Source organism: Micromonospora sp. WMMD987, from assembly GCF_029581435.1.
GTDB lineage: Bacteria > Actinomycetota > Actinomycetes > Mycobacteriales > Micromonosporaceae > Micromonospora > Micromonospora rifamycinica.
Genome location: NZ_CP120861.1, coordinates 1,517,876 through 1,537,838, shown reverse-complemented (window position 1 = coordinate 1,537,838; position 19,963 = coordinate 1,517,876). Strand labels below are relative to the sequence as shown.

Genomic DNA, 19,963 nt, shown 5'->3' with positions numbered 1-19,963 from the left:
GCGTCGCCGGAACGGGCAACGACCACTCCGGGCCGGGGCGGCGACGCACCGGTCGAACCAGGTCCCCGCTGGCGTACCGCCGAATGGCTGCGGTGGTGGGAGACGGTCGGAGCGCGGCGACGGACGGCCGGTGGTCGTGCGGCGCCGTGCGCCCGTGTCCGGGGCCGGACCCCCGCCCGGGACTACCCTGCGGGGGTGGCCCGCCTGCTGCTCGTCGAAGACGACCTGACCATCCGTACCCCGCTGGTCCGGGGGCTGCGCGAGCGGGGGCACGCGGTGGCGGCCGCGTCGACCGCCATGGAAGGGTTACGGCACACCCTCGACGAGCGGCCCGACCTCGTCGTGCTCGACCTCGGCCTGCCCGACCTGGACGGCGGTGAGCTGCTGCGGATGCTGCGCGCGGTCAGCGCCGTCCCGGTGATCGTGGCCACCGCCCGCGACGACGAGCGGGAGATCGTCCGGCTGCTCGACGCCGGGGCGGACGACTACGTGGTCAAGCCGTTCACCGCCGCCCAGCTCGACGCCCGGGTCCGGGCGGTGCTGCGCCGGGGCGGAACCGACCGGCCCGACGACGACCCGGTGCTGGTGGTCGGCGGGCTGCGGATCGACCCGCGCGCCCGGCAGGTCACCCTGGACGACGTACCGGTGGAGCTGACCCCGCGCGAGTTCGACCTGCTGCACCACCTCGCCACCCGGCCCGGCACGGTGGTGACCAAGCGGGAGCTGCTCACCGAGGTCTGGCGGATCCCCTACGGCGGCGCGGACAAGACCGTCGACGTGCACCTGTCCTGGCTGCGCCGCAAGCTCGGGGAGAGTGCCCAGCAACCCCGCTACCTGCACACCGTGCGCGGGGTCGGGGTACGGCTCGCCCCGCCCGGCGGCGACCGTCCCGGGGCGGGCGACGACCCGGCCGACGGCTGAACCGGGGGAACCACCACCGATTTCCGTTCACCTCTGTGCCGGTGGCGGTCGAATCGGTAAATTGAGGTATGGTGCCCGCCCCCGGAGGTCGGGTGGCGGAACCGGTCTACCGCCCCATCCTCACCAGCAGACGCGGTGAGCTGGAGGCGCTGGTGCACCTGGACAGCGCCGCGGCTCCCCTGGTGACACCGGTCCTGCACGTGTCCCCGGCCGACAGCGGCCTGCCCGAGCTGCTGAGCCGGCTGCCCGCCGGTCTGGTGCCGGCCGTCGACGTCTGCGCGCTGCCCGACGGGCCGGACGGCGAGCTGGCCCGGTGGGACGTACCGGTGCTGCCGGTGATCGGCTTGAGTTGTGGTGACCGCCGGTTGGCCGCGCACGGCACGGCGTGTCGCCGGTACGCCCGGGGAGCGGTGGTCCGGCTCCGGGTCGGCCGGGACCGGGCCGGGCCGGACGCGACCACCTCGGCGGTGGAGCGGGTGTGGCGGCGGACCGGGCTGGTCCCGGAACAGTGCGACCTGCTGGTCGACGCCGGTGACGTGTGCTGTGCGGCCGATCTACGGATGGCCGAGCCCCGGGTGCGCCGGCTGGTGGACTGGGCCTGCCGGCACGCCTGGCGCACGGTGACCGTGGCGGCGGGCGGGATGCCTCCGTCGCTGTCCCGGCTGGGCACCGACGAACCGGTCCGGGTGGACCGGTGGGACTGGCTGTTCTGGCGTCGGCTGACCGACCTGGGCGTGGGCTACGGCGACTACGGGGTGGTCCCGGCCCCACCCGGCGACGTGGAGCCGGGCGACCGGCTGCCCACGGTGCGGTACACCGCCGACGACGGGTGGTGGATCTACCGCTGGTCGCGGCGGGGTGGCCGGGGCGACGAACGCTTCGCCGACCTGTGCCGCGCCCTGGTCGCCGCGCCGCACTGGCCGCCCACCGGGGCGGGCTTCTCCTGGGGCGACCAGGAGTTGCTGCGCCGTGCCCGTCGGGTGACCGGCGCGGGATCACCGGTCAACTGGACGGCGTGGAGCACGTCGCACCACCTGGCGCACGTCCTGGCGGCGTTGACCGGACCGGTCGACCGGCGTCGTCCGGGTCCGCCCCCGGGCGGCGAGGACGGCTTCACCCGCCCGCACCGGGGCGGCGAGCACCGGTGGACCCGCTGACCAGGTCACGCCTGCTCGGTGAACCCGAACTGCACCACACCCTCGTCGTCGACGGAGGCGTCCACGGACGTGTCGTTGAGCAGTTCGGCGGCCTCGGCGTCGAGGAAGATCCGCGCCCCCTCGGTGTCGACGACCTGGTCGCCCTGCGCCGGCACGGGCACCAGTTCGATGGTGAGCGCCCCGGCCTCGACGTCGGCGGCGATCCGCAGCCCGCCGTCCTGCGCGACGTCCTGCTGGGCGGCGAGGTCACGGATGACGAGCACGGCGTTGTCGGTCATGGTGAGCATGATGGGACTCCTCGGGATTCTCGGGATCGAAACCGCGCGCGGCGGCAGATGCGCGCCTCCTGCGGCGAACCGGTGCCCGCCGGGCGGTCCGGGGCGGCTTCCCGCGGCCCCTCGTCACCCACGGTGCCCGCTGCCCGGGGGTTCGTCAAATAGAGCGGGGTCTGTGGAAGGCTCTGCCGACATCCCCGTTTCCGCTCCCCGGCCCGCTCATCCTTCCTACCCTGGGCGCATGGACGCTGCCCGACGGTACGCCGCCGAACTGCTCGGCACCCTGCTGCTGGTCTTCGTCGGGGTGGGCAGCGCGGTCTTCGCCCGGGTGGAGGGCGGCGTGGTGGTCGTGGCGCTGGCCTTCGGGCTCGTCGTGGTGGCGCTGGTGTACGCGATCGGACCGCTCTCCGGCGCGCACCTCAACCCGGCGGTGACGCTGGGGGTGCTGCTCTCCGGCAAGATCTCCGTGGTCGGCGCGGTCGCGTACGCCGTCGCGCAGTTCGTGGGGGCGGCGGCGGGCGGCTTCGTCATCTGGGCGCTGGTCCGCTGGGGCGGGGTGGCCGACCAGACGGGGGCGCTGGGCACCAACGGCTACGGCGTGCACATCAACCGCGGTGGCACGGCGGTGCTGGAGACCATCCTGACCTTCCTGTTCGTGCTGGTGGTGCTGGTGGTGACGAGCCGGGGCGAGCAGGCCGGCTTCGCCGGTCTCGCGATCGGCCTGGCGCTGACGGCGGTGCTCCTGGTGGGGATCACCCTGGACGGCACCTCGGTCAACCCGGCCCGGTCGTTCGGCCCGGCCCTGTTCGAGGGCGGCACGGCGTTGCGGCAACTGTGGGTGTTCGTCGTCTTTCCGCTGCTCGGCGGGGCGTTGGCCGCCCTGGTCGCGCCGCTGGTGCTCAGGCAGAGCCCGCGGCTGCGGCGCGGACCCGAGGCACCCGGTACGGCCGCGCCGAACCCCGGCTGACCGCACCCGGCCGGTCAGACGGGGCCGACCGGAGGTGGAAGAAAACCTACGGCGTCGAGGCTTGCCTGACGGAAATCTTCGTGGCAGCGTCAGCGCATGCATCGTCGTCTCTTTCCCCGGACGCTCGCGTCGGTGGCGTTGGTCGCCACCGTGGCCGCCGCCGGTGCGCTCCCGGCCACCGCCGAGTCACCCACCCCGGCGGACACCCGGTTGCGCGCCACCATCGACGCCGTCCTCGCCGATCCCCGGCTCGACGGCGCGCAGGCCGGGGTGGTCGTGGTGGACACCGCCACCGGCCGGACCCTCTACGACCGCAACGGCGACCGTCGGCTGGTCCCCGCCTCCAACACCAAGCTGCTGACCTCCACGGCGGCCCTGGCGCTGCTCGGCCCCGGGCACCGGTTCAGCACCGACGTGCTCGCCGACGGGCGGCGGCGGGCCGGGCTGCTCTCCGGCGACCTCTACCTGCGCGGCGGCGGCGACCCGACGATGCTGGCCGCCGACTACGACGCGCTGGCCGCCCGGGTCGCCGCCGACGGGGTACGGGTGGTGACCGGCCACCTGGTGGCCGACGACACCCGGTACGACGACAGCCGGCTCGGCGCGGACTGGGCCTGGGACGACGAGTCGTACTACTACGCGGCGCAGGTTTCCGCGTTGACCGTGGCGCCGGACACCGACTACGACGCGGGCAACGTCATCGTGCGGGCCGCCCCGGCGGGCGCGGTGGGGGCGCGGCCGGTGGTCACCATGACCCCGCCCAACGGCTACCTGCGGATCGACAACCGGGCCGAGACGGTCGCCGACGGCGAGACGACGCTGTCGTTCACCCGGACGCACGGCGGCAACACCATCGTGGTCACCGGTCGGATCGCGGTCGACGCCACCCCGACCAGCGACTGGATGACCGTCTGGGAGCCCACCGGGTACGCCGCCGCCGTCTTCCGCGACGCGCTGCGCCGGCACGGGATCCGGGTGCTCGGCCGGACCGTGCTCGGCCGGGCCACCCCGGCGGACGCCGTACCGGTGGCCCGGCACGACTCGATGCCCCTGGCCGAGCTGCTGGTGCCCTTCCTCAAGCTGTCCAACAACGGCCACGCCGAGGTGCTGACCAAGGAGATGGGGCGGGTCGTCTCCGGCACCGGCAGCTGGCCGGCGGGGCTCACGGCGATCAGCGAGTACGTCGCCGACACCGGAGTGGACACCGGCGTGCTGCGCCAGCTCGACGGTTCCGGGCTGTCCCGGCGCAACCTGGTCCCGGCCGGCGAGTTCGTCGCCCTGCTCGCCGCCGTCCGCCGGGAACCCTGGTTCGACACCTGGTACGCGGCGCTGCCGATCGCCGGCAACGCCGACCGCCTGGTCGGTGGCACTCTGCGCAGCCGGATGCGCGGCACGGCGGCGGCGAACAACGTGCACGCCAAGACCGGCAGCCTGACCGGGGTGTCCGGGCTCTCCGGCTACGCCACCGACGCCGACGGCCGGGTGCTGGCCTTCTCGGTGGTGTTCAACAACCAGCTCACCTCGTCGGTCCGGGAGTTGGAGGACCAGATCGCCATCGCCCTGGCCTCGCACCGGGCGGCGGACGACGGCACCGCCCGGGTGACGCCGCCGGCCGCCCCGGAGGCGCCACCGGCGCCCGGGGGCGGGGAGTGTTCCTGGGTCAAGCCGATCGTCTGCTGAGCCGCCCGGCACCCGGGCCACCACCGGGCGCTGAGCCGCCCGGCACCCGGGCCACCGCCGGTCACCGCCGGTGCAGCACCACCACCGGGATCTCCCGGTCGGTCCGGCTCTGGTACTCGTCGTAGGCGGGCCAGATGGCGGTCATCGTCGGCCACATCGTCGCCCGTTGCGCCGGCTCGGCGGTACGGGCCCGGACGGCGAACGTCTCCGCGCCGACCTGCACCTCCGCCTCGGGGTCGTCGAGCAGGTTGAGGTACCAGGAGGGGTGCTGCGGCGCACCGCCCTGGGAGGCGACCACCAGGTAGTCCTCGCCGTCGCGGCCGTAGATGAGCGCGGTGCGGCGCAGCTTGCCGCTGCGTCGGCCCCGGGTGGTCAGCAGCAGCGTGAAGACACCCGGCTGCCACTCGTGTCCCTCGGCGCCGCCGGTCGCGACGTACCGGCGGATGTGGTCGGCGACCCAGCCCTCGGGGCTGTCCAGCACCTGCTCGTTGGTCGGCATCTACGCCTCCGGCTAGTCGTGGGCATCGACCCGGCCACGCTATCCCGGCGTCGGCCCGCCCGGCGCGGAACGCCTCAACGGACCGCGGCAGCCTGGAGGTTGACGTTGCCGCAACTGCTGTTGAAGGTCCCCTCGACGGTCCAGCGGATCAGCAGCTTCTCGCCCTGCGGGGCGCGGAACCGGATGACGAACTGGGTGGTGTGGGTGGTGTGCGGATCCTCCAGCCGCAGGGTGCGGGTCGGCCCGCCGGTGGACAGCCGCACGTCCAGCCGGCCCCGGGCCATCCAGAGCCCGGCGAAGAGGTGCACCGTGCGCGGTTCGCCGCTGCCCGTCACGGCCAGCGTGAAGCCGTTGCCGACGCCGCAGACGAACACGCCGGTGCCGGTGGCGCCGACGGCCGGCACCGGGGTGCCGTTGCGCCAGCCGAACAGTTCGGGGTTGGTGTCGTACCGGTCGCGTGCGCCGCGACCGCCCTCGTCCCGGATCTCCCCGCTGCCGCCGCTGCGGCGGACCAGGGTCTCCGGCCGGTTGAGCCCCCAGTGGACCCAGTCCCGGGTGCCCAGCCCGGTCAGGTCCACCTCGGCGGGCACCTCGGCCCGGGAGACGCTGACCGTCGGCGCGGCCGGCGACGACGCCGCCGGGGCGACCGTGGGCGACGGCGGAGCGCTCGGCGACGGGGTCCGCTCCCGGGGCTGCAACCCGGGTGCGGCGATCCCGGTCTCGGCCGGGTCGCCCAGCCCCGCCACCCCGGTCGGATACCCGGCCGGGGTGGGTGTGCCGGCCGGCGCCCCCGCGTCCTGCCCCGGCGGGTCGGCCGCCGGCCCCAGGTAGGTCACCAGCACCGCGAGGCAGGCCAGGGCGGCCACCGCCCCGGTCGCCCAGCGGCGGCGTTGCCGGCGGCGGGCCTCCCGCCGCTGCGCGCTGCGGGTCGTCGGGCCCGGCCCGATCCGCCAGGTCTCTTGGTCGTCCACGTATGTCCCACTCCCCAGCCCGACGCCCGCGACCGGTCGGGGAGGGGTTCGGTCGCGGCGTGAGCGTCCTCACGTTTTCATTTCAAGGCCGGGCTGCGCCATATGCCAGCGGGTGGGCGTTTCCAGTTTGTTACCAACTGGGGCCGAAGGAAAGTTTCCTGTCTATTGTCGAATTCCCAGCTCACGACCATGATGCCAGGGAGATCAACCAGGTCTGCGGGCCGGTCAGCGAATGTCGAACCCCAACGCGTGGGCCAGCGTCATCGCCTGCGCCGGGTCGATCACCGCGCCGGCCCGCTCGACCGCCGTCGGATCCAACGCGGTGAGGTCACTGCCCCGCAGGTCGGTCCCGCCGAGCCGCGCGCCGTGCCACTGCGCGGCCGCGAGGTCCACCCGGGCCAACGTCGCGCCGGTCAGGTCGGCCCCGGTCAGGTCGGCCTCCCGCATCCGTACGTCGCTGAACCGCGCGCCGCGCAGGTCGGCGCCGGGTAGCGCGACGAACGACCAGTCCCCGCCCGACACCCGCAGCGGACGCAAATCGCACTGGTCGAAGGTGCTGCCGACCAGCTTGCAGCCGGTGAACTCGGCGTCGAACAGGTTGCACCGGCGGAACCCGCAGCGGACGAAGGCCGAGTCGGTGTGCCGGGAGGCGTTGAGCGACACCCCACCGAAGGAGCACTCGGTGAACGAGGCGCCCCGGCTGACCGCCTCGGTCAGGTCGACGTCGGCGAAGACACAGCGCACGAAGTGCCGCTCGATGAGCTCCTCGGCGTACCAGTCGGTGCGACGGAACGTCTCGTCCTCGGTGACCTGCGGCATCGGTCCACCATAGGTGCGAGCACCGACACCATCGCCGAACCTTCCACCCGGCGCGTACCGGCTAGTAGGTTCGGCGGCGTGAGCGTGGCACGCAGCACCGACCCGGACCGTATCGGCTTCGACCCGGCCCGACTGGCCCGGATCGACCAACACTTCGGCCGGTACGTCGACGACGGGCGGCTGGCCGGCTGGCAGGTGGTGGTCACCCGGCGCGGCGAGATCGCCCACTGTTCGGTGTACGGGCTGCGCGACGTGGAGGCGGGCACCCCGGTCGATCCGGACACCATCTGGCGGATCTACTCGATGACCAAGCCGGTCACCTCGGTCGCGGCGATGATGCTGTGGGAGGAGGGCCGGTTCGAGCTGACCGACCCGATCAGCCGCTGGCTGCCGGAGTTCGCCGACGTCCGGGTCTTCGACAAGGGTTCGGCGCTCAAGGCGTACACCGTGCCGGCGGTCGAGCCGATCCGGGTCTGGCACCTGCTCACCCACACCTCCGGGCTGACCTACGGCTTCGCGCACACCTCGGTGGTGGACGCGATCTACCGGGCCGCCGGCTACGACCTCGGTGTCCCGCCGGGGCTGGACCTGGCCGGCGCGAGCGCCGGGATGGCGGAGCTGCCGCTGCTGTTCCAGCCCGGCACCGGCTGGAACTACGGGGTCTCCACCGACGTGCTCGGCCGGCTCGTGGAGGTGGTCTCCGGACAGACCCTGGCCGAGTTCTTCGCCGACCGGATCCTCACCCCGCTGGGCATGACCGACACCGGCTTCTGGGTCGACCCGGCGGACGCCGGACGACTCGCCGCCCTCTACACCCCGCATCCCGGCACCGGCCGGGTGGTCCGCGCCGACGCGCTCGGGGCCGCCGCGTCGGTCCGCCCGCAGTGCCTCTCCGGCGGCGGTGGGCTGGTCTCCACGGCCGCCGACTACCACCGGTTCACCCAGTTGCTGCTGCGTGGCGGGGAGCTGGACGGGGTACGGCTGCTCAGCCCCCGCACGGTGCGTTACATGACCCGCAACCACCTGCCCGGCGGCGGCGACCTGGCCTCGCTGGAGCCGCGGGGGTTCGCCGAGACGGTGCTGGACGGCATCGGTTTCGGGCTGGGCTTCGCCGTGGTGCAGGACCCGGTGCCGGCCAAGGTGCCGAGCAGCGTCGGCGAATACTACTGGGGCGGGCTGGCCAGCACCGCGTTCTGGGTCGATCCGGCCGAGGAGCTCACCGCCCTGTTGTTCACCCAGCTCATGCCGTCGAGCACCTACCCGCTGCGGTCCCAGCTCCGGCAGCTCGTCTACGCCGCCCTGGTCGGCTGAGTCCGAGTCCGCCCCGGGCCGCGCCGGACGACCGGGGCCGGCGGACGACCGGGGCCGCCGGACGACCGGGGCCGCCGGACCGGCCGTACCCCGGTCGTCAGCCGACCAGCCGGGCCGGGAAGCCGCCGGTGGCGATCGGTCCCCAGCCCTCGACGGTGATCCGGATCAGCGACTTGCCCTGCGCCGTCATCGCCGCCCGGTACTCGTCCCAGTCCGGGTGCTCGCCGGCGATGCTGCGGTAGTACTCCACCAGCGGCTCCAGCGCGGCCGGCAGGTCGAGCACCTCGGCGAGCCCGTCGACCTGCACCCAGGGGCCGTCCCAGTCGTCGGAGAGCACGCAGGCGGAGACCCGTGGGTCACGGCGGATGTTGGCGACCTTCGCCCGCTGCGGGTAGGTGGAGATCACCAGCCGGCCGGCGGCGTCGACCCCACCGGCGACCGGCGAGGACTGCGGACGGCCGTCGGTCCGGGTGGTCATCAGCAGGATCCGGTGCCGGGGGCGGACGAACTCGATCAGGGCGTCCCGGTCGACCCGGGTGTTGGTTGCGACGCTGCGTGCCATTCCCCGGTTCTACCAGGCCCGCCGGCCGGCGGTACGGCCGGCGTCACCCGGACGACCGGGCGACGAGTGCGGCGGCGTCACCCGGACGACCGGGTAACGAGTGCGGCCGGCGTCAGCCGGACGACCGGCCGCCGACCCGGCCCGGTGCGGGCTGCGCGGGCACGCGGGGCCGGGCGGGGGGCCGCCAGGCGCGGCCGTTGGCGTAGATCACCCGGAAGCCGAGGTACGCCGCGAGCGGTGCCCAGTGCGCCGAGCCCATCCGCAGCTCGGCGGCGTTGTGCCGCTGGCCGTTGGCGAGCACGTCGAGCAGCACCGTCTCGAAGGCGGCCGACTCGACCCAGTCGACCTCGCGGGTGAAACCGCAGATCAGGGCGGCCCCGGTGACGTCGAGGAAGTCACGCAGCGTGGTGTCGGAGGCGCGGAGCACCGAACAGCTGCCGAAGTAGAGCCGTCGGCCGTCGGCCCGGCCGGCCATCCGCTCGGCGACGTCGGCCAGCTCGACGGAGTCCCAGTCGGTGAGGCAGAGCCGGCTGGGCTCACCGTGCATGGCGAAGAAGCCGACCCGGTGGTCGGCGTACTGCTTGAGCAGCCAGCGGTCGAGGAAGTAGAACAGCTCGTCGCGGGTGGCGGCGTCCTTGTGGATGTAGCGGATCCGGCCGAGCCGTTCGAGCAGGTCGAGGGTGGGCAGCACGGATCCTCGCTCGTTGAGGTCGCGGTGCCACTGCCCCTCGACACAGAAGACCCCGCCCCGCGCCACGTCCACCTCCCCCACCCCGCCGGCCCGGACGACGTTACCGGGTCCGGGTCGGCGGCCCACAGCACCCTCGCGGCCGGTGCGTCCGCCCGAGCGGGGCGACCGTCGGCGGGGAATTCCGACCCGCTTTGTCACTACTGGCCCGGCCTGACCGAATCACCATTGCCAGCAATTCACAGACAACATCCAGCTATCGCCGACGGTGCGGACAATTCCTCTCTATTGCCGCGAATCCCTCGGCGAGCTGTCAGGGTGGAAGTTGCAGGACGTCCCGGGCGATGCCCTGCGTCACCACCCCATCCACGTCTCGATCGGGAGGACTTCTGTGCGCAGGAACACTGTGAAGCGGGCACTCGTCGCGTTCGCCCTGGCCCTGCCGGGTGCCGCGATCGCCACGGTGGCCGCCGCGCCAGCGGCCCACGCCGACGGCTGTTACACCTGGAAACGCGACCTCTACCAGGGGCGTTCCGGCAACGACGTCCGCCAGTTGCAGATCCGGGTGGCCGGATGGACCAGCCGCGGGGGGATCGTCCGGATCGACGGGGACTTCGGCCCCGAGACCGCCGCCGCGGTCAAGCGCTTCCAGAGCGCGTACGGGCTGCGCAGCGACGGCATCGCCGGCAAGCAGACCTTCAACAAGCTCTACCAGTTGCAGGACAACGACTGCACGCCGGCCCACTTCAGCTACCGGGAACTGGACGGCGGCTGCGGCAAGGGCGGCTGGAGCGGCGGCCCGCTCTCCGCCGCCGACACCAAGGCCAACGCGGTGCGCACCATGTGGAAACTGGAGGCGCTCCGGCGCGGCCTGGGCGACAAGCCGCTCAACGTCACCAGCGGATTCCGCGACTCCAGCTGCAACAAGAAGGTCGGCGGCGCCTCGGACAGCCAGCACCTCTACGGCAACGGCGCCGACCTGACCTCGGGGAGCAGGTCACTGTGCGAGGTCGCCCGCGCCTCCCGCGACCACGGCTTCAGCGGCATCTACGGCCCCGGCTACGCCGGCCACGACGACCATGTCCACGTGGACTCCCGGCGGGAGAACAACTACGACAAGTCGACGAACCGCACCAGCTGGGCGGCTCCGGACTGCGGCGTCAGCCGCTGACCGACCGGCGCGGACACCGGCCCGGCCCCACGGGATCATCGGGGCCGGGCCGGCGTCGCGCCGGGGAGCCGGCGGGCGTACCCCCGCTCAGCTCGCCCGGGGCCAGCGCGGCGCGGCGGCGGGGGGCGCCACCGGACGGCCGGGCACACCGGCCCGCACCCCGGGCCGCATCCCCGCGGCGGCGGGCCGCCCGCCGGACGTGCCGGGCCGACCCACCTGGCCCCGTGCCGGGTAGCCGGTGGCCGGGGCGGGGCGGGCGGGCGTCGTACCGGGCCGGGGGGTGGTGTAGGTGAACGGGAACGGCACGTGCACGAACGGGTTGCCGTGCCGGATCAGCGCGTCGATCTGCCGGTCGTTCAACCCGTGGTTCTCCAGTACCCGCCGTCCCCAACGGTGCAACCGGCACGGGTACGACGACCCGTCGTTGCGGCACAGCGGCCCATTGGGCCACTCCTCGGCGGCGTGCACCACGACCGCTCGCACCGCGAGCCGGACGTCCTCGGGTGTCAACGAGGCGGGCACCGGCACCTCGCCCAGAACCTGATCGATGGGGTCCGTCGACTGCTCACCAACTCGCACGGCAGGCCTCCCGCAGCTCGGCAGCGATTGCAGCCGAATCGCCGCAACGCATCCTCGGCCAGTGGTACGGGCGGTGACCGGCGGCGGTTCAATCCCCCAGGCGGTGCGCGGATCCCCCGGCCCCGGCACCCGCCCGCCGTCCACCACCGCGCCGGCCGGGACGACCGTCGGCAGCGGCGCCCGCCTCAGACCAGGCCCGCGTCGTGGACCAGCAGCGCCACCTGGACCCGGTTGTTCAACGCCAACTTGGTCAGCAGCCGCGACACGTACGCCTTCACCGTCGCCACGCTCATGAACAGCTCCGCCGAGATCTCCGCGTTGGTCCGGCCGTGGCCGAGCGCCACCGCCACCTCCCGTTCCCGCTCGGTGAGCCCGGCCAGCAGCCGCAGCGCCCGGTCCCGGCGCGGGTCCGGACCCGCCGTCGACCCGGTGGTCAGGTGGCTGATCAGCTGCCGGGTCACCGTCGGGGACAGGGTCGCCTCGCCGGCCGCCACCCGCCGCACCGCCCGGACGATCTCCGCGGGCGGGGTGTCCTTGAGCAGGAAGCCGGCCGCCCCGGCCCGCAACGCCCGTAGCACCTGCTCGTCGGCGTCGAAGGTGGTGAGCACCAGCACCTCCGGCGGGTGCGGCGACGCCCGTAGCGCCTCGGTGGCGGTCAGCCCGTCCACCCGGGGCATCCGGATGTCCATCAGCACCACGTCCGGCGTGCACCCGGCGACGGCGGCCGGCACCTCGTCACCGTCGGTCGCCTCCCCCACCACCCGGAGGTCCGGCACCCCACCCAGGATCATCGACAGCCCGGCCCGGACGAGAGCGTCGTCGTCGACGATCAGCACCCGCACCGGAGTGTCGGGGTCGCCGCCGCTCATCCCGGCCACCCGGCCCGCCCCCGCCGGTCGGCGGTGCCCGGTCCGGCCGGGCCGCTCATGCCGGCCACGGCAGTCGGGCGGCCAGCTGGAAGTCGCCGGTGGCGTCGTCCCGACCGTACGTCAGCCGGCCACCGGCCAGGGTGACCCGCTCGGCGATGCCGACCAGCCCGGTCCCGGCACCCGGCAGCGCCGGCCCGGGTGCGCCGCCCACCGGCCACGGGTTGTGGATCTGGACCGCCAGCTCCCGCCCCGGCCCGCCGGCCAGCCGGACGGCGACCGAAGCGCCGGGGGCGTGCTTGCGCGCGTTGGTCAGCCCCTCCTGCACGATCCGGTACACGCTGCGGCCCACCGCCGTCGGCACCTCCGCCGGCCGGGTCACCTCGTCGGCCAGGGTGACCCGCACCCCGGCCGCCCGGGACTCGGCGACCAGCGCGGGCACGTCGGCGAGGGTGGGCTGGGGGCGTTCCGGCGCGCTGTCGCCACCGGAGGTGTCGGCCCGGAGCACCCCGATCACCTCGCGCAGGTCCTGGAGCGCGGCGTGCGCACTGCCCCGGATCACCCCGGCCGCCCGCGCCACCTCCTGCGGTGGCGCGTCCGGGCGGAACTCCAACGCCCCGGCGTGCAGGCTGAGCAGCGAGATCCGGTGCGCCAGCACGTCGTGCATCTCCCGGGCGATCCGGGTGCGTTCGAGCTGGCGGGCCTGGTCGATGCGCAGCTGCTGCTCGGCCTCGGCCCGGTGGGCGCGGTCGCGCAGCGACAGCACCAGCTGCCGGCGGGCCCGGACGAACAGCGCCCAGGCCACCACGATCCCGACGAACATCATCGTCCAGGCCACCGTCGCCCAGTAGGGCAGCGTCGGGTCGGGGCGCACGACGGTGTAGAGCGGGATGGACGCCAGGTGGAAGCCGACCAGCGCCGCGCCGATCGGCAGCGGCCGGTGGACCAGCACGGTGAACACCACCACCAGCATCGCCACCCCGGCGGTCACCGAGAACAGCGCCAGCGGCAGGCCGGCCACGGCCAGCCCGACCGGCCAGCGGCGGCGCAGCCACAGCGCCGCGCAGTAGCTCAGGCCCGCCGCCAGGTCCACCAGGACCAGCCAGGGCGGCCCGGCGTTGTGGGCGAACTGCGGGTTGGGCGACAGCGCGTCGGCGAACGCCAGCAGCGCCCAGCCGACGGCGAGCAGGAAAGCCACCGTGTCGACCAGCCAGTCCCGGGGCGTGCGCCGGGGTGCCCGCGTCTCGGGCGTCAGCGCCCCCGGCAACAGCCAGGGATGATCAGGTACGACGGCAGCACTCACCCACCCATGCTAGAAAGCCGAACGGCGTGCCGGACACCAACCAAAGTCGAGGTCTGCCGGTAGACCGAGGTAGGGGCGGCTCTCGACGGTCGGCCGCAGCGCCCGGCCGGGTGGCTGGGACAGGCTCGACGGCATGATCACCGTTGACCACCTCACCAAACGGTACGGTCCGCACGCCGCCGTCGACGACGTCTCGTTCCGCTGCGAACCCGGCACCGTGACCGGTTTCCTCGGCCCGAACGGGGCCGGCAAGTCCACCACCATGCGGATGCTCTGCGGGCTGAGCCGCCCGACCTCCGGCACCGCCACGGTGGCCGGTCAGCCCTACCGCGAGCTGCCCAACCCGGGCCGCGAGGTGGGCGTGCTGCTGGACGCCTCGGCGCAGCACGTCGGGCGCAGCGGACGGGAGACGCTCACCCTGGCCGCCCGGACCATGGGCGTCGACGCCGACCGGGTGCCCGCGGTGCTGGACCGGGTGGGCCTGAACCCGGTGGCGGCGAAGCGGCGGGTCGGGGCGTACTCGCTGGGGATGCGGCAGCGGCTCGGCCTGGCGCTGGCGCTGCTCGGCGACCCCCGGGTGCTGGTCCTCGACGAGCCGGCCAACGGCCTGGACCCGGAGGGGATCTTCTGGATGCGCGGGCTGCTGCGCGACTTCGCCGACCGGGGCGGCACCGTGCTGCTCTCCTCCCACCTGCTGCGGGAGGTGGAGGCGGTCGCCGACCGGCTGGTGGTGATCGGCGGCGGCCGGGTGGTCGCCCAGGGTGGCAAGGACGAGCTGCTGGCCGGTGCCGGCACCCTGGTCCGTGCCCGCGACCCGCACGCCCTGCGGCTCACCCTCGACCGGGCCGGGCTGGACGCCACCGCCGGCGCCGACGGTGGATGTGTGGTCCGCGCCGAACCCGACGCCGTCGGGCAGGCCGCCGCCGACGCCGGGCTGGTGCTGACCGAGCTGCGCCCGGCCGGCGGCGGTGGCCTGGAACAGCTCTTCCTCACCCTGACCGCCGGCGCGAGCACCAAGGAGGCCGTGAAGTGAGCACCGTGACGACCGCACCCCCCGCCACCGCCCGGCAGTCCGTGTCCGGACCGTCCCTGGCCCGGCTGATCGGGGTGGAGCTGCGCAAGCTCGGCGACACCCGGGCCGGCCGCTGGCTGCTCGCCTCGATCGGGTTGATCGCCGCCGCGATCGTCGCGCTGCAACTGCGCTTCGTCGACGACGCCGGGCAGACCTTCACCAACTTCTTCACCGCGTCGCTGGCGCCGGTGGCGCTGCTGCTGCCGGTGCTGGGCATCCTGTCGATCACCGCGGAGTGGTCCCAGCGCACCGCGCTGACCACGTTCGCCCTGGTACCGCGCCGGGAACGGGTGATCCTCGCCAAGCTCGCCGCCGTGCTGCTCGCCGCGTTGGCGTCGGTGCTGGTCAGCCTGGCCGTCGCCGCCGTCGGCACCCTGCTGGCCGGGATCACCGGCGGGGCGGGGAGCTGGGACCTCGACTGGACGCGGGCCGGGCACGCCGCCGTGTTCCAGTCCCTCAACGTGCTGATCGGCGCGGGGTTCGGGTTGCTGCTGCTCAACACGCCACTGGCGATCGTCACCTCGCTGCTGCTGCCGACCGTGTGGAGCATCCTGTCCGCGATGATCTCGGCGCTGCACGGCCCGGCCCGCTGGCTGGACACCTCGGTCACCATGGAGCCGTTGCTCGGCCCGGACATGACCGCCGGGCAGTGGGGCCGGCTCGGGGTGTCCCTGCTGGTCTGGGTGGCCGCGCCGCTCGCCGCCGGGATGGTGCGCACCCTGCGGCGGGAGGTGAACTGACCATGTCGACGCGGGAGCCGGGCGCCGCGACCACGGTCGGGGGTGACGTCGGGGAACTGGTGGTCATGTGGCTCGGCTTCCCGCTGCTGGGCGGCGCGCTGGGCGGGCGGCTGCCCATGGTCGCCGACTGGGTGGCCGGGTTGCCCTGGGCCCCGGTGCAGGGCTGGTTCGAACTGGTCGCCGGATTGCCGTACCGGCGGGCGCTGCTCGGGGGCATGCTGCTCGGGATGCTGGCCGGGCTGCTCGTCGCCTACGTCGGCACCCGGGAACGGCTGATCGTCACGGTGGACCGGGGCGGTGTCCGGCTACGCCGCGACGGCGTCGACCGCGACCTGGTCCGCCGGTGCGTCACCGCCGTCTTCGTCGACCGCAGGGAGCTGGTGCTGCTCGGTCCGGCCGGTGAGGAGCTGGCCCGGGAACGGTCCGACCTGAGCCGGCGGCGGCTGCGGGACGCCTTCGGTGAGCACGGTTGGCCGTGGCGGGAGGCCGATCCGCACCGGGCGGCGTACCGGCGATGGGTGGAGGGGCTGCCCGACCTGCCACCGGGGTCGGATCCGCTGCTGCGCGCCCGGCAGCGGGCCGTCGAGGCCGGCCGGCAGCGTGACGCCCGGGAGATGCGCGGTGAGCTGGCCCGGCTCGGGGTGGTCGTCCGGGACGAGGGCAGGCGACAGTACTGGCGGACCGTTGCGCTTCCCCGGAAGGAGACCCCGCACGGGCGGTAGCGTCTGCGGTGGAGGGGATCCCTCGCGGACCGGGAGCGCGCATGACCGAGCAGCAGCCGTACCGGGTGCTGGGCCGGCACCCCGGCTTCGAGCTGCGCCGGTACCCGGCCCACCTGGTCGCCGAGCTGCGGATCGACGGGGGGTTCGCCGCCGCCGGCAGTGCCGCGTTCCGGCCGCTGGCGGCCTACCTGTCCGGGGCCAACCGGTCCCGGCGGCGGGCCGGGACGGCCGGGCCGGTGCTGCGGGAGGCGGGCTCCGAGCGGATCGCGATGACCACACCGGTGGTCCAGGAGGAGGGCGACCGGCCCGGGAACTGGCGGGTGTGGTTCGTGCTGCCGGCACGGCTCACCCCGGCCACCGTGCCCGAGCCGGCGGACCCGCGGATCACCGTCCGGGAGATCCCCGAGCAGCTCGCCGCGGCGGTCCGGTTCGCCGGACGGTGGACCGACCGGGCGTTCGAGCAGCGGGCTACCGCGCTGGGTCGGGCGGTCGCCGACGCCGGCCTCACCCCGTCGGGGGCGATCCGGTACGCCCGGTTCGACCCGCCGTGGAAGCCGTGGTTCCTGCGCCACAACGAGGTGGTGCTGCCGGTCGTCGAGTGACCCCCGGCGCGCGACCGCACCGTCGCCGATTGTGCATCCCCCGCACAGGGAGTATCAACCAAGGTGGATATCTCCCGGCGGAAGGGGACGACCATGGCCTCCACAGTCGACCGTGGCGGGATCTTCCGCCGCAAGCCGGTCGAGGAGATCGCCGACGAGAGCACCGGAGGGCTGTCCCGCTCGCTGGGGCTGTGGCAGCTCACCGCGATCGGGGTCGGCGGCATCATCGGCGCGGGCATCTTCGCGCTGGCCGGGGCGGTGGCCAACCAGACCGCCGGGCCGGCGGTGCTGGTCTCGTTCCTGATCGCCGGGCTGGCCAGCGCGGCGGCGGCCCTGTCGTACGCCGAGTTCGCCGGCATGATCCCCCGGGCCGGCTCGGCCTACACCTACGGGTACGCGGTGCTCGGCGAGGCGGTCGGCTGGTTCATCGGCTGGGACCTGCTGCTGGAGTACACCGCCATCGTGGCGGTGGTCGCGATCGGCATCTCCGGCTACTTCGGCTTCCTCGTCGGGCAGCTCGGCGTCGACCTGCCGGCCTGGATGCTGGGCGCCCCGGGCACCGGTGACGGGCACGTGGTGGACCTGTTCGCGGTGCTGCTCTGCCTGCTGATCGCCTTCCTGCTGACCCGGGGCATCAGGACCGCCGCCCGGTTCGAGACGATCGTGGTCGGGGTGAAGGTGGCCGTGGTGCTGCTGGTGATCGTGGTCGGCTTCTTCCACGTCCGCACCGGCAACTACTCGCCGTTCTTCCCGTACGGGCTGGGCGGGGCGTTCACCGGGGCGGCCACCGTCTTCTTCGCCGTCTTCGGCTACGACGCGATGAGCACCGCCGCCGAGGAGTCCACCGACGCCCGCCGGCACATGCCGAAGGCGATCGTCTGGTCGCTGGCCATCTCGATGGTGCTGTACGTGCTGGCCACCCTGGTGCTGACCGGGATGCAGAACTACCGGGACATCGACCCGGAGAGCGGCTTCTCCTCGGCGTTCGCCGCGGTGGGGCTCTCCGGGCTGGCCAGCGTCATCGCCGTCGGGGCGATCGTCGGCATCCTGACGGTGATGTTCACCTTCATGCTCGGGGTGACCCGGGTGTGGTTCTCGATGAGCCGCGACGGCCTGCTGCCGGCCTGGTTCGCCAAGGTGCACCCGGTACGCCGGGTGCCCACCCGGGTCACCTGGATCGTCGGCGTCGGCTCGGCGGTGATCGCCGGCTTCCTGCCGATCCGGCAGGCCGCCGAGCTGACCAACATCGGCATCCTGCTCGCCTTCGTGGTGGTCTGCGTGGCGGTGATCGTGCTGCGCTACCGCAGCCCGGACGCCCCACGGACGTTCCGGCTGCCGGGCATGCCGGTGGTGCCGGCGCTCGGCGTGGTCTTCTCGGTCTGGCTGATCAGCTTCCTCGACCACGTGACCTGGCTCCGGTTCGCCGTCTGGTTCCTGCTCGGCGGGCTGGTCTACGCGTTCTACGGTTACCGGCGCTCGGCGCTGGCCCGTCGGGACGGCACCGCGTCCCCCGGTTCCTGACCCGTCGCCGGGCCGGCGGGTCAGGCGGCGGCGAGCCGACCGCCCGGTCGCGGAGCGTGACCGGGTGGGCATCGTGGATGGTCAGACGCCATCCGGCCGGTTACGGTTCCCCGTCTGGGGAGGTGCCGTCGGTGTACGTCGTATCCGTGATCAACTACAAGGGCGGGGTGGGCAAGACCACCGTGACCGCCAACCTCGGAGCCGAACTGGCCAACCGGGGGATGAAGGTGCTGCTGATCGACCTCGATCCGCAGACCAGCCTGACGTTCAGCTTCTACGACCCGGATGACTGGCGGGAACGGCTGCGGGACGGTCGTACCGTGAAACGCTGGTACGACGGCCTGCGCGGGGACACCCCGGCGGTGACCCTGGGTGAGCTGGTGGTCTCCCCCGGCCCGGCCAACGCCCACCTCTCCGGAGCGGGGCGGCTCGACCTGATCGCCTCCCACCTCGGCCTGGCCGACATCGACCTGGCCCTGGCCCGGGGCGTCGCCGACGGGGAGGACTACGACCGGGAGCTGTTCCGGGTCCGTGGCTCACTGGCCGAGGGACTGCACGATCCGGCGCTCGACGGCTACGACCTGGTGCTGATCGACTGTCCGCCGAACTTCAACGTGGTCACCCAGTCCGCCGTCATCGCCAGCGACCACCTGCTCATCCCGGCGAAGGCGGACTACCTGTCCACCCTCGGCATCGACCACCTCTGCGGCAGCGTCCGGGAGCTGGTCGACCGGTACAACGCCGATGCCCGCCGGTTCGCCACCAGCCGCCGGCACCACAAGGTCGCCCCGGACGTGGCCGGGGTGGTCTTCACCATGATCCAGCTGACCGCGCACCGACCGATCGCCGCCCACCAGGGCTATCTGGACCAGGTACGCGCGCTCGGGTTGCCGGTCTTCCCCACCGCGCTGCGGGAGAACGTCACCCTGTTCGCCGGGAACACCCCGCGCGGGGTGCCGGTGGTGCTGCGGCACCGGGTCACCTCGCCGGTCGTCCAGGAGGAGCTGCGGCGGATCACCAGCGAGTTCCTCGGCCACCTGCAACCCCGCGAGGTGACGGTGTGACCGGCGCTCCCGGCGGAGATCTCGCGGCCGGGGTGCTGGCCCGGGTGGGTGAGCTGTTGGCCGGGCTGTCGGCCGCCGAGGTGGCCGCGCTGGCGCAGGGCCGGATGCGGCTGGCCGTCGTCCCGGTGGCACCGGGCGGGGATCCGCCGGTTTCGCCCGTCGCGCCAGTGTCTCCGGTCGCGCCGGTGCCGCCGAGCCGGTCGGGCGTCGACCTGACCGCCGCAGTGGCCGCGCTCGACGCCATGGCGCAGCGCCGGGACGGCACCGCGTACCTGACGCCCTGGCCGCTGCGGGACCTGCGGGCGTTGGCCGCCCGGCTCGGCCTGCGCGGGGTGGCCGGCCTGCGCAAGGCGGAGCTGGTGGAGCGGCTGGTGGACCGGACGGTCGGCTTCCGCGCCGCCTCCGCCGCCGTCCGCGCCCGCTGAGCGACAGCGGGCAGCGGGATGCGGGCAGCGGGCAGCGGGCAGCGGGAT

The 19,963-nt window shown here is 74.0% G+C and carries 21 protein-coding genes and 1 pseudogene; 13 read left to right on the top strand and 9 right to left on the bottom strand.

The genetic code is table 11. From position 1 onward, the window contains the following. Positions 1-195 precede the first annotated feature (195 nt). Both O7612_RS06795 and O7612_RS06790 read left to right on the top strand, forming a co-directional pair. The gene (locus tag O7612_RS06795) at positions 196-921 is read left to right on the top strand and encodes a response regulator transcription factor (protein ID WP_282271422.1); all 726 of its coding nucleotides are present in this window, start codon (positions 196-198) and stop codon (positions 919-921) included. A gap of 68 nt (positions 922-989) precedes the next feature. After that, the gene (locus tag O7612_RS06790) at positions 990-2,078 is read left to right on the top strand and encodes a beta family protein (RefSeq protein ID WP_282271420.1); all 1,089 of its coding nucleotides are present in this window, start codon (positions 990-992) and stop codon (positions 2,076-2,078) included. Positions 2,079-2,083: 5 nt separating this feature from the next. Here the strand turns inward: O7612_RS06790 and O7612_RS06785 are convergent, their stop codons facing one another. Next, a complete protein-coding gene (locus O7612_RS06785; protein ID WP_282271418.1) occupies positions 2,084-2,365 on the bottom strand; it encodes an adhesin in 282 nt (93 codons plus the stop codon). Positions 2,366-2,594: 229 nt separating this feature from the next. Here O7612_RS06785 and O7612_RS06780 point away from each other — a divergent pair, with 229 nt between their 5' ends. Then, a complete protein-coding gene (locus tag O7612_RS06780; RefSeq protein WP_282271416.1) occupies positions 2,595-3,320 on the top strand; it encodes an aquaporin in 726 nt (241 codons plus the stop codon). A 96-nt stretch (positions 3,321-3,416) separates the two neighbouring features. Next, positions 3,417-5,000 (top strand): D-alanyl-D-alanine carboxypeptidase/D-alanyl-D-alanine-endopeptidase, encoded by a 1,584-nt coding sequence (gene dacB / locus O7612_RS06775; RefSeq protein WP_282271415.1) that lies wholly within the window; start codon positions 3,417-3,419, stop codon positions 4,998-5,000. 61 nt (positions 5,001-5,061) lie between these two features. Here dacB and O7612_RS06770 read toward each other — a convergent pair whose 3' ends face one another. The 3 genes from O7612_RS06770 to O7612_RS06760 all read right to left on the bottom strand — a co-directional run bounded on the left by O7612_RS06770 (position 5,062) and on the right by O7612_RS06760 (position 7,289). Further along, positions 5,062-5,499, bottom strand: coding sequence for a nitroreductase family deazaflavin-dependent oxidoreductase (locus O7612_RS06770; protein WP_282271413.1), 438 nt, complete (start codon positions 5,497-5,499; stop codon positions 5,062-5,064). Between the two features lie 74 nt (positions 5,500-5,573). After that, positions 5,574-6,470: a hypothetical protein gene (locus O7612_RS06765; protein WP_282271411.1), complete on the bottom strand. Its 897-nt coding sequence runs from the start codon at positions 6,468-6,470 to the stop codon at positions 5,574-5,576. Between the two features lie 225 nt (positions 6,471-6,695). After that, on the bottom strand, positions 6,696-7,289 hold the full coding sequence (locus O7612_RS06760) for a pentapeptide repeat-containing protein (RefSeq protein WP_282271409.1): 594 nt from the start codon (positions 7,287-7,289) through the stop codon (positions 6,696-6,698). 78 nt (positions 7,290-7,367) lie between these two features. On the opposite strand from O7612_RS06760, the gene O7612_RS06755 reads away from it, so the two are divergent. Continuing rightward, positions 7,368-8,600, top strand: a complete 1,233-nt coding sequence (locus O7612_RS06755) for a serine hydrolase domain-containing protein (RefSeq protein WP_282271407.1) — start codon at positions 7,368-7,370, stop codon at positions 8,598-8,600. A gap of 97 nt (positions 8,601-8,697) precedes the next feature. Here the strand turns inward: O7612_RS06755 and O7612_RS06750 are convergent, their stop codons facing one another. Together O7612_RS06750 and O7612_RS06745 are read right to left on the bottom strand one after the other, a co-directional pair. After that, positions 8,698-9,162 (bottom strand): PPOX class F420-dependent oxidoreductase, encoded by a 465-nt coding sequence (locus O7612_RS06750; protein WP_282271405.1) that lies wholly within the window; start codon positions 9,160-9,162, stop codon positions 8,698-8,700. A 112-nt stretch (positions 9,163-9,274) separates the two neighbouring features. After that, entirely contained in the window at positions 9,275-9,919 is a 645-nt protein-coding gene (locus O7612_RS06745; protein ID WP_282273826.1) for a hypothetical protein, read from the bottom strand. A gap of 322 nt (positions 9,920-10,241) precedes the next feature. Between O7612_RS06745 and O7612_RS06740 the strand changes: the two genes are divergently transcribed. Next, positions 10,242-11,021: a D-Ala-D-Ala carboxypeptidase family metallohydrolase gene (locus O7612_RS06740; RefSeq protein ID WP_282271403.1), complete on the top strand. Its 780-nt coding sequence runs from the start codon at positions 10,242-10,244 to the stop codon at positions 11,019-11,021. 87 nt (positions 11,022-11,108) lie between these two features. Here O7612_RS06740 and O7612_RS06735 read toward each other — a convergent pair whose 3' ends face one another. From O7612_RS06735 to O7612_RS06725, 3 genes and pseudogenes are all read right to left on the bottom strand, one after another. Further along, entirely contained in the window at positions 11,109-11,600 is a 492-nt protein-coding gene (locus O7612_RS06735) for a hypothetical protein (RefSeq protein ID WP_282271402.1), read from the bottom strand. A 185-nt stretch (positions 11,601-11,785) separates the two neighbouring features. Then, a pseudogene (locus tag O7612_RS06730) lies at positions 11,786-12,528 on the bottom strand (response regulator transcription factor). Then, positions 12,525-13,769, bottom strand: a complete 1,245-nt coding sequence (locus O7612_RS06725; RefSeq protein WP_282271400.1) for a histidine kinase — start codon at positions 13,767-13,769, stop codon at positions 12,525-12,527. The pseudogene O7612_RS06730 and the gene O7612_RS06725 overlap by 4 nt, the downstream one beginning before the upstream one ends. A 133-nt stretch (positions 13,770-13,902) precedes the next feature. On the opposite strand from O7612_RS06725, the gene O7612_RS06720 reads away from it, so the two are divergent. From O7612_RS06720 to O7612_RS06690, 7 genes are all read left to right on the top strand, one after another. Further along, a complete protein-coding gene (locus O7612_RS06720) occupies positions 13,903-14,802 on the top strand; it encodes an ATP-binding cassette domain-containing protein (RefSeq protein ID WP_282271399.1) in 900 nt (299 codons plus the stop codon). Then, positions 14,799-15,581 carry an ABC transporter permease gene (locus tag O7612_RS06715; protein ID WP_282271398.1) on the top strand — a complete coding sequence of 261 codons (783 nt, stop codon included), beginning with the start codon at positions 14,799-14,801 and terminating at the stop codon, positions 15,579-15,581. The genes O7612_RS06720 and O7612_RS06715 overlap by 4 nt, the downstream gene beginning before the upstream one ends. 2 nt (positions 15,582-15,583) lie before the next feature. Further along, positions 15,584-16,303, top strand: coding sequence for a hypothetical protein (locus O7612_RS06710; protein ID WP_282271397.1), 720 nt, complete (start codon positions 15,584-15,586; stop codon positions 16,301-16,303). A gap of 41 nt (positions 16,304-16,344) precedes the next feature. Beyond that, positions 16,345-16,905 (top strand): heme-binding protein, encoded by a 561-nt coding sequence (locus tag O7612_RS06705; protein WP_282271396.1) that lies wholly within the window; start codon positions 16,345-16,347, stop codon positions 16,903-16,905. A gap of 93 nt (positions 16,906-16,998) precedes the next feature. After that, positions 16,999-18,426 (top strand): amino acid permease, encoded by a 1,428-nt coding sequence (locus tag O7612_RS06700; protein WP_282271395.1) that lies wholly within the window; start codon positions 16,999-17,001, stop codon positions 18,424-18,426. A gap of 131 nt (positions 18,427-18,557) precedes the next feature. After that, positions 18,558-19,490 (top strand): AAA family ATPase, encoded by a 933-nt coding sequence (locus O7612_RS06695; RefSeq protein ID WP_282271394.1) that lies wholly within the window; start codon positions 18,558-18,560, stop codon positions 19,488-19,490. Further along, on the top strand, positions 19,487-19,915 hold the full coding sequence (locus tag O7612_RS06690) for a Rho termination factor N-terminal domain-containing protein (RefSeq protein WP_282271393.1): 429 nt from the start codon (positions 19,487-19,489) through the stop codon (positions 19,913-19,915). The genes O7612_RS06695 and O7612_RS06690 overlap by 4 nt, the downstream gene beginning before the upstream one ends. Positions 19,916-19,963 lie beyond the last annotated feature (48 nt).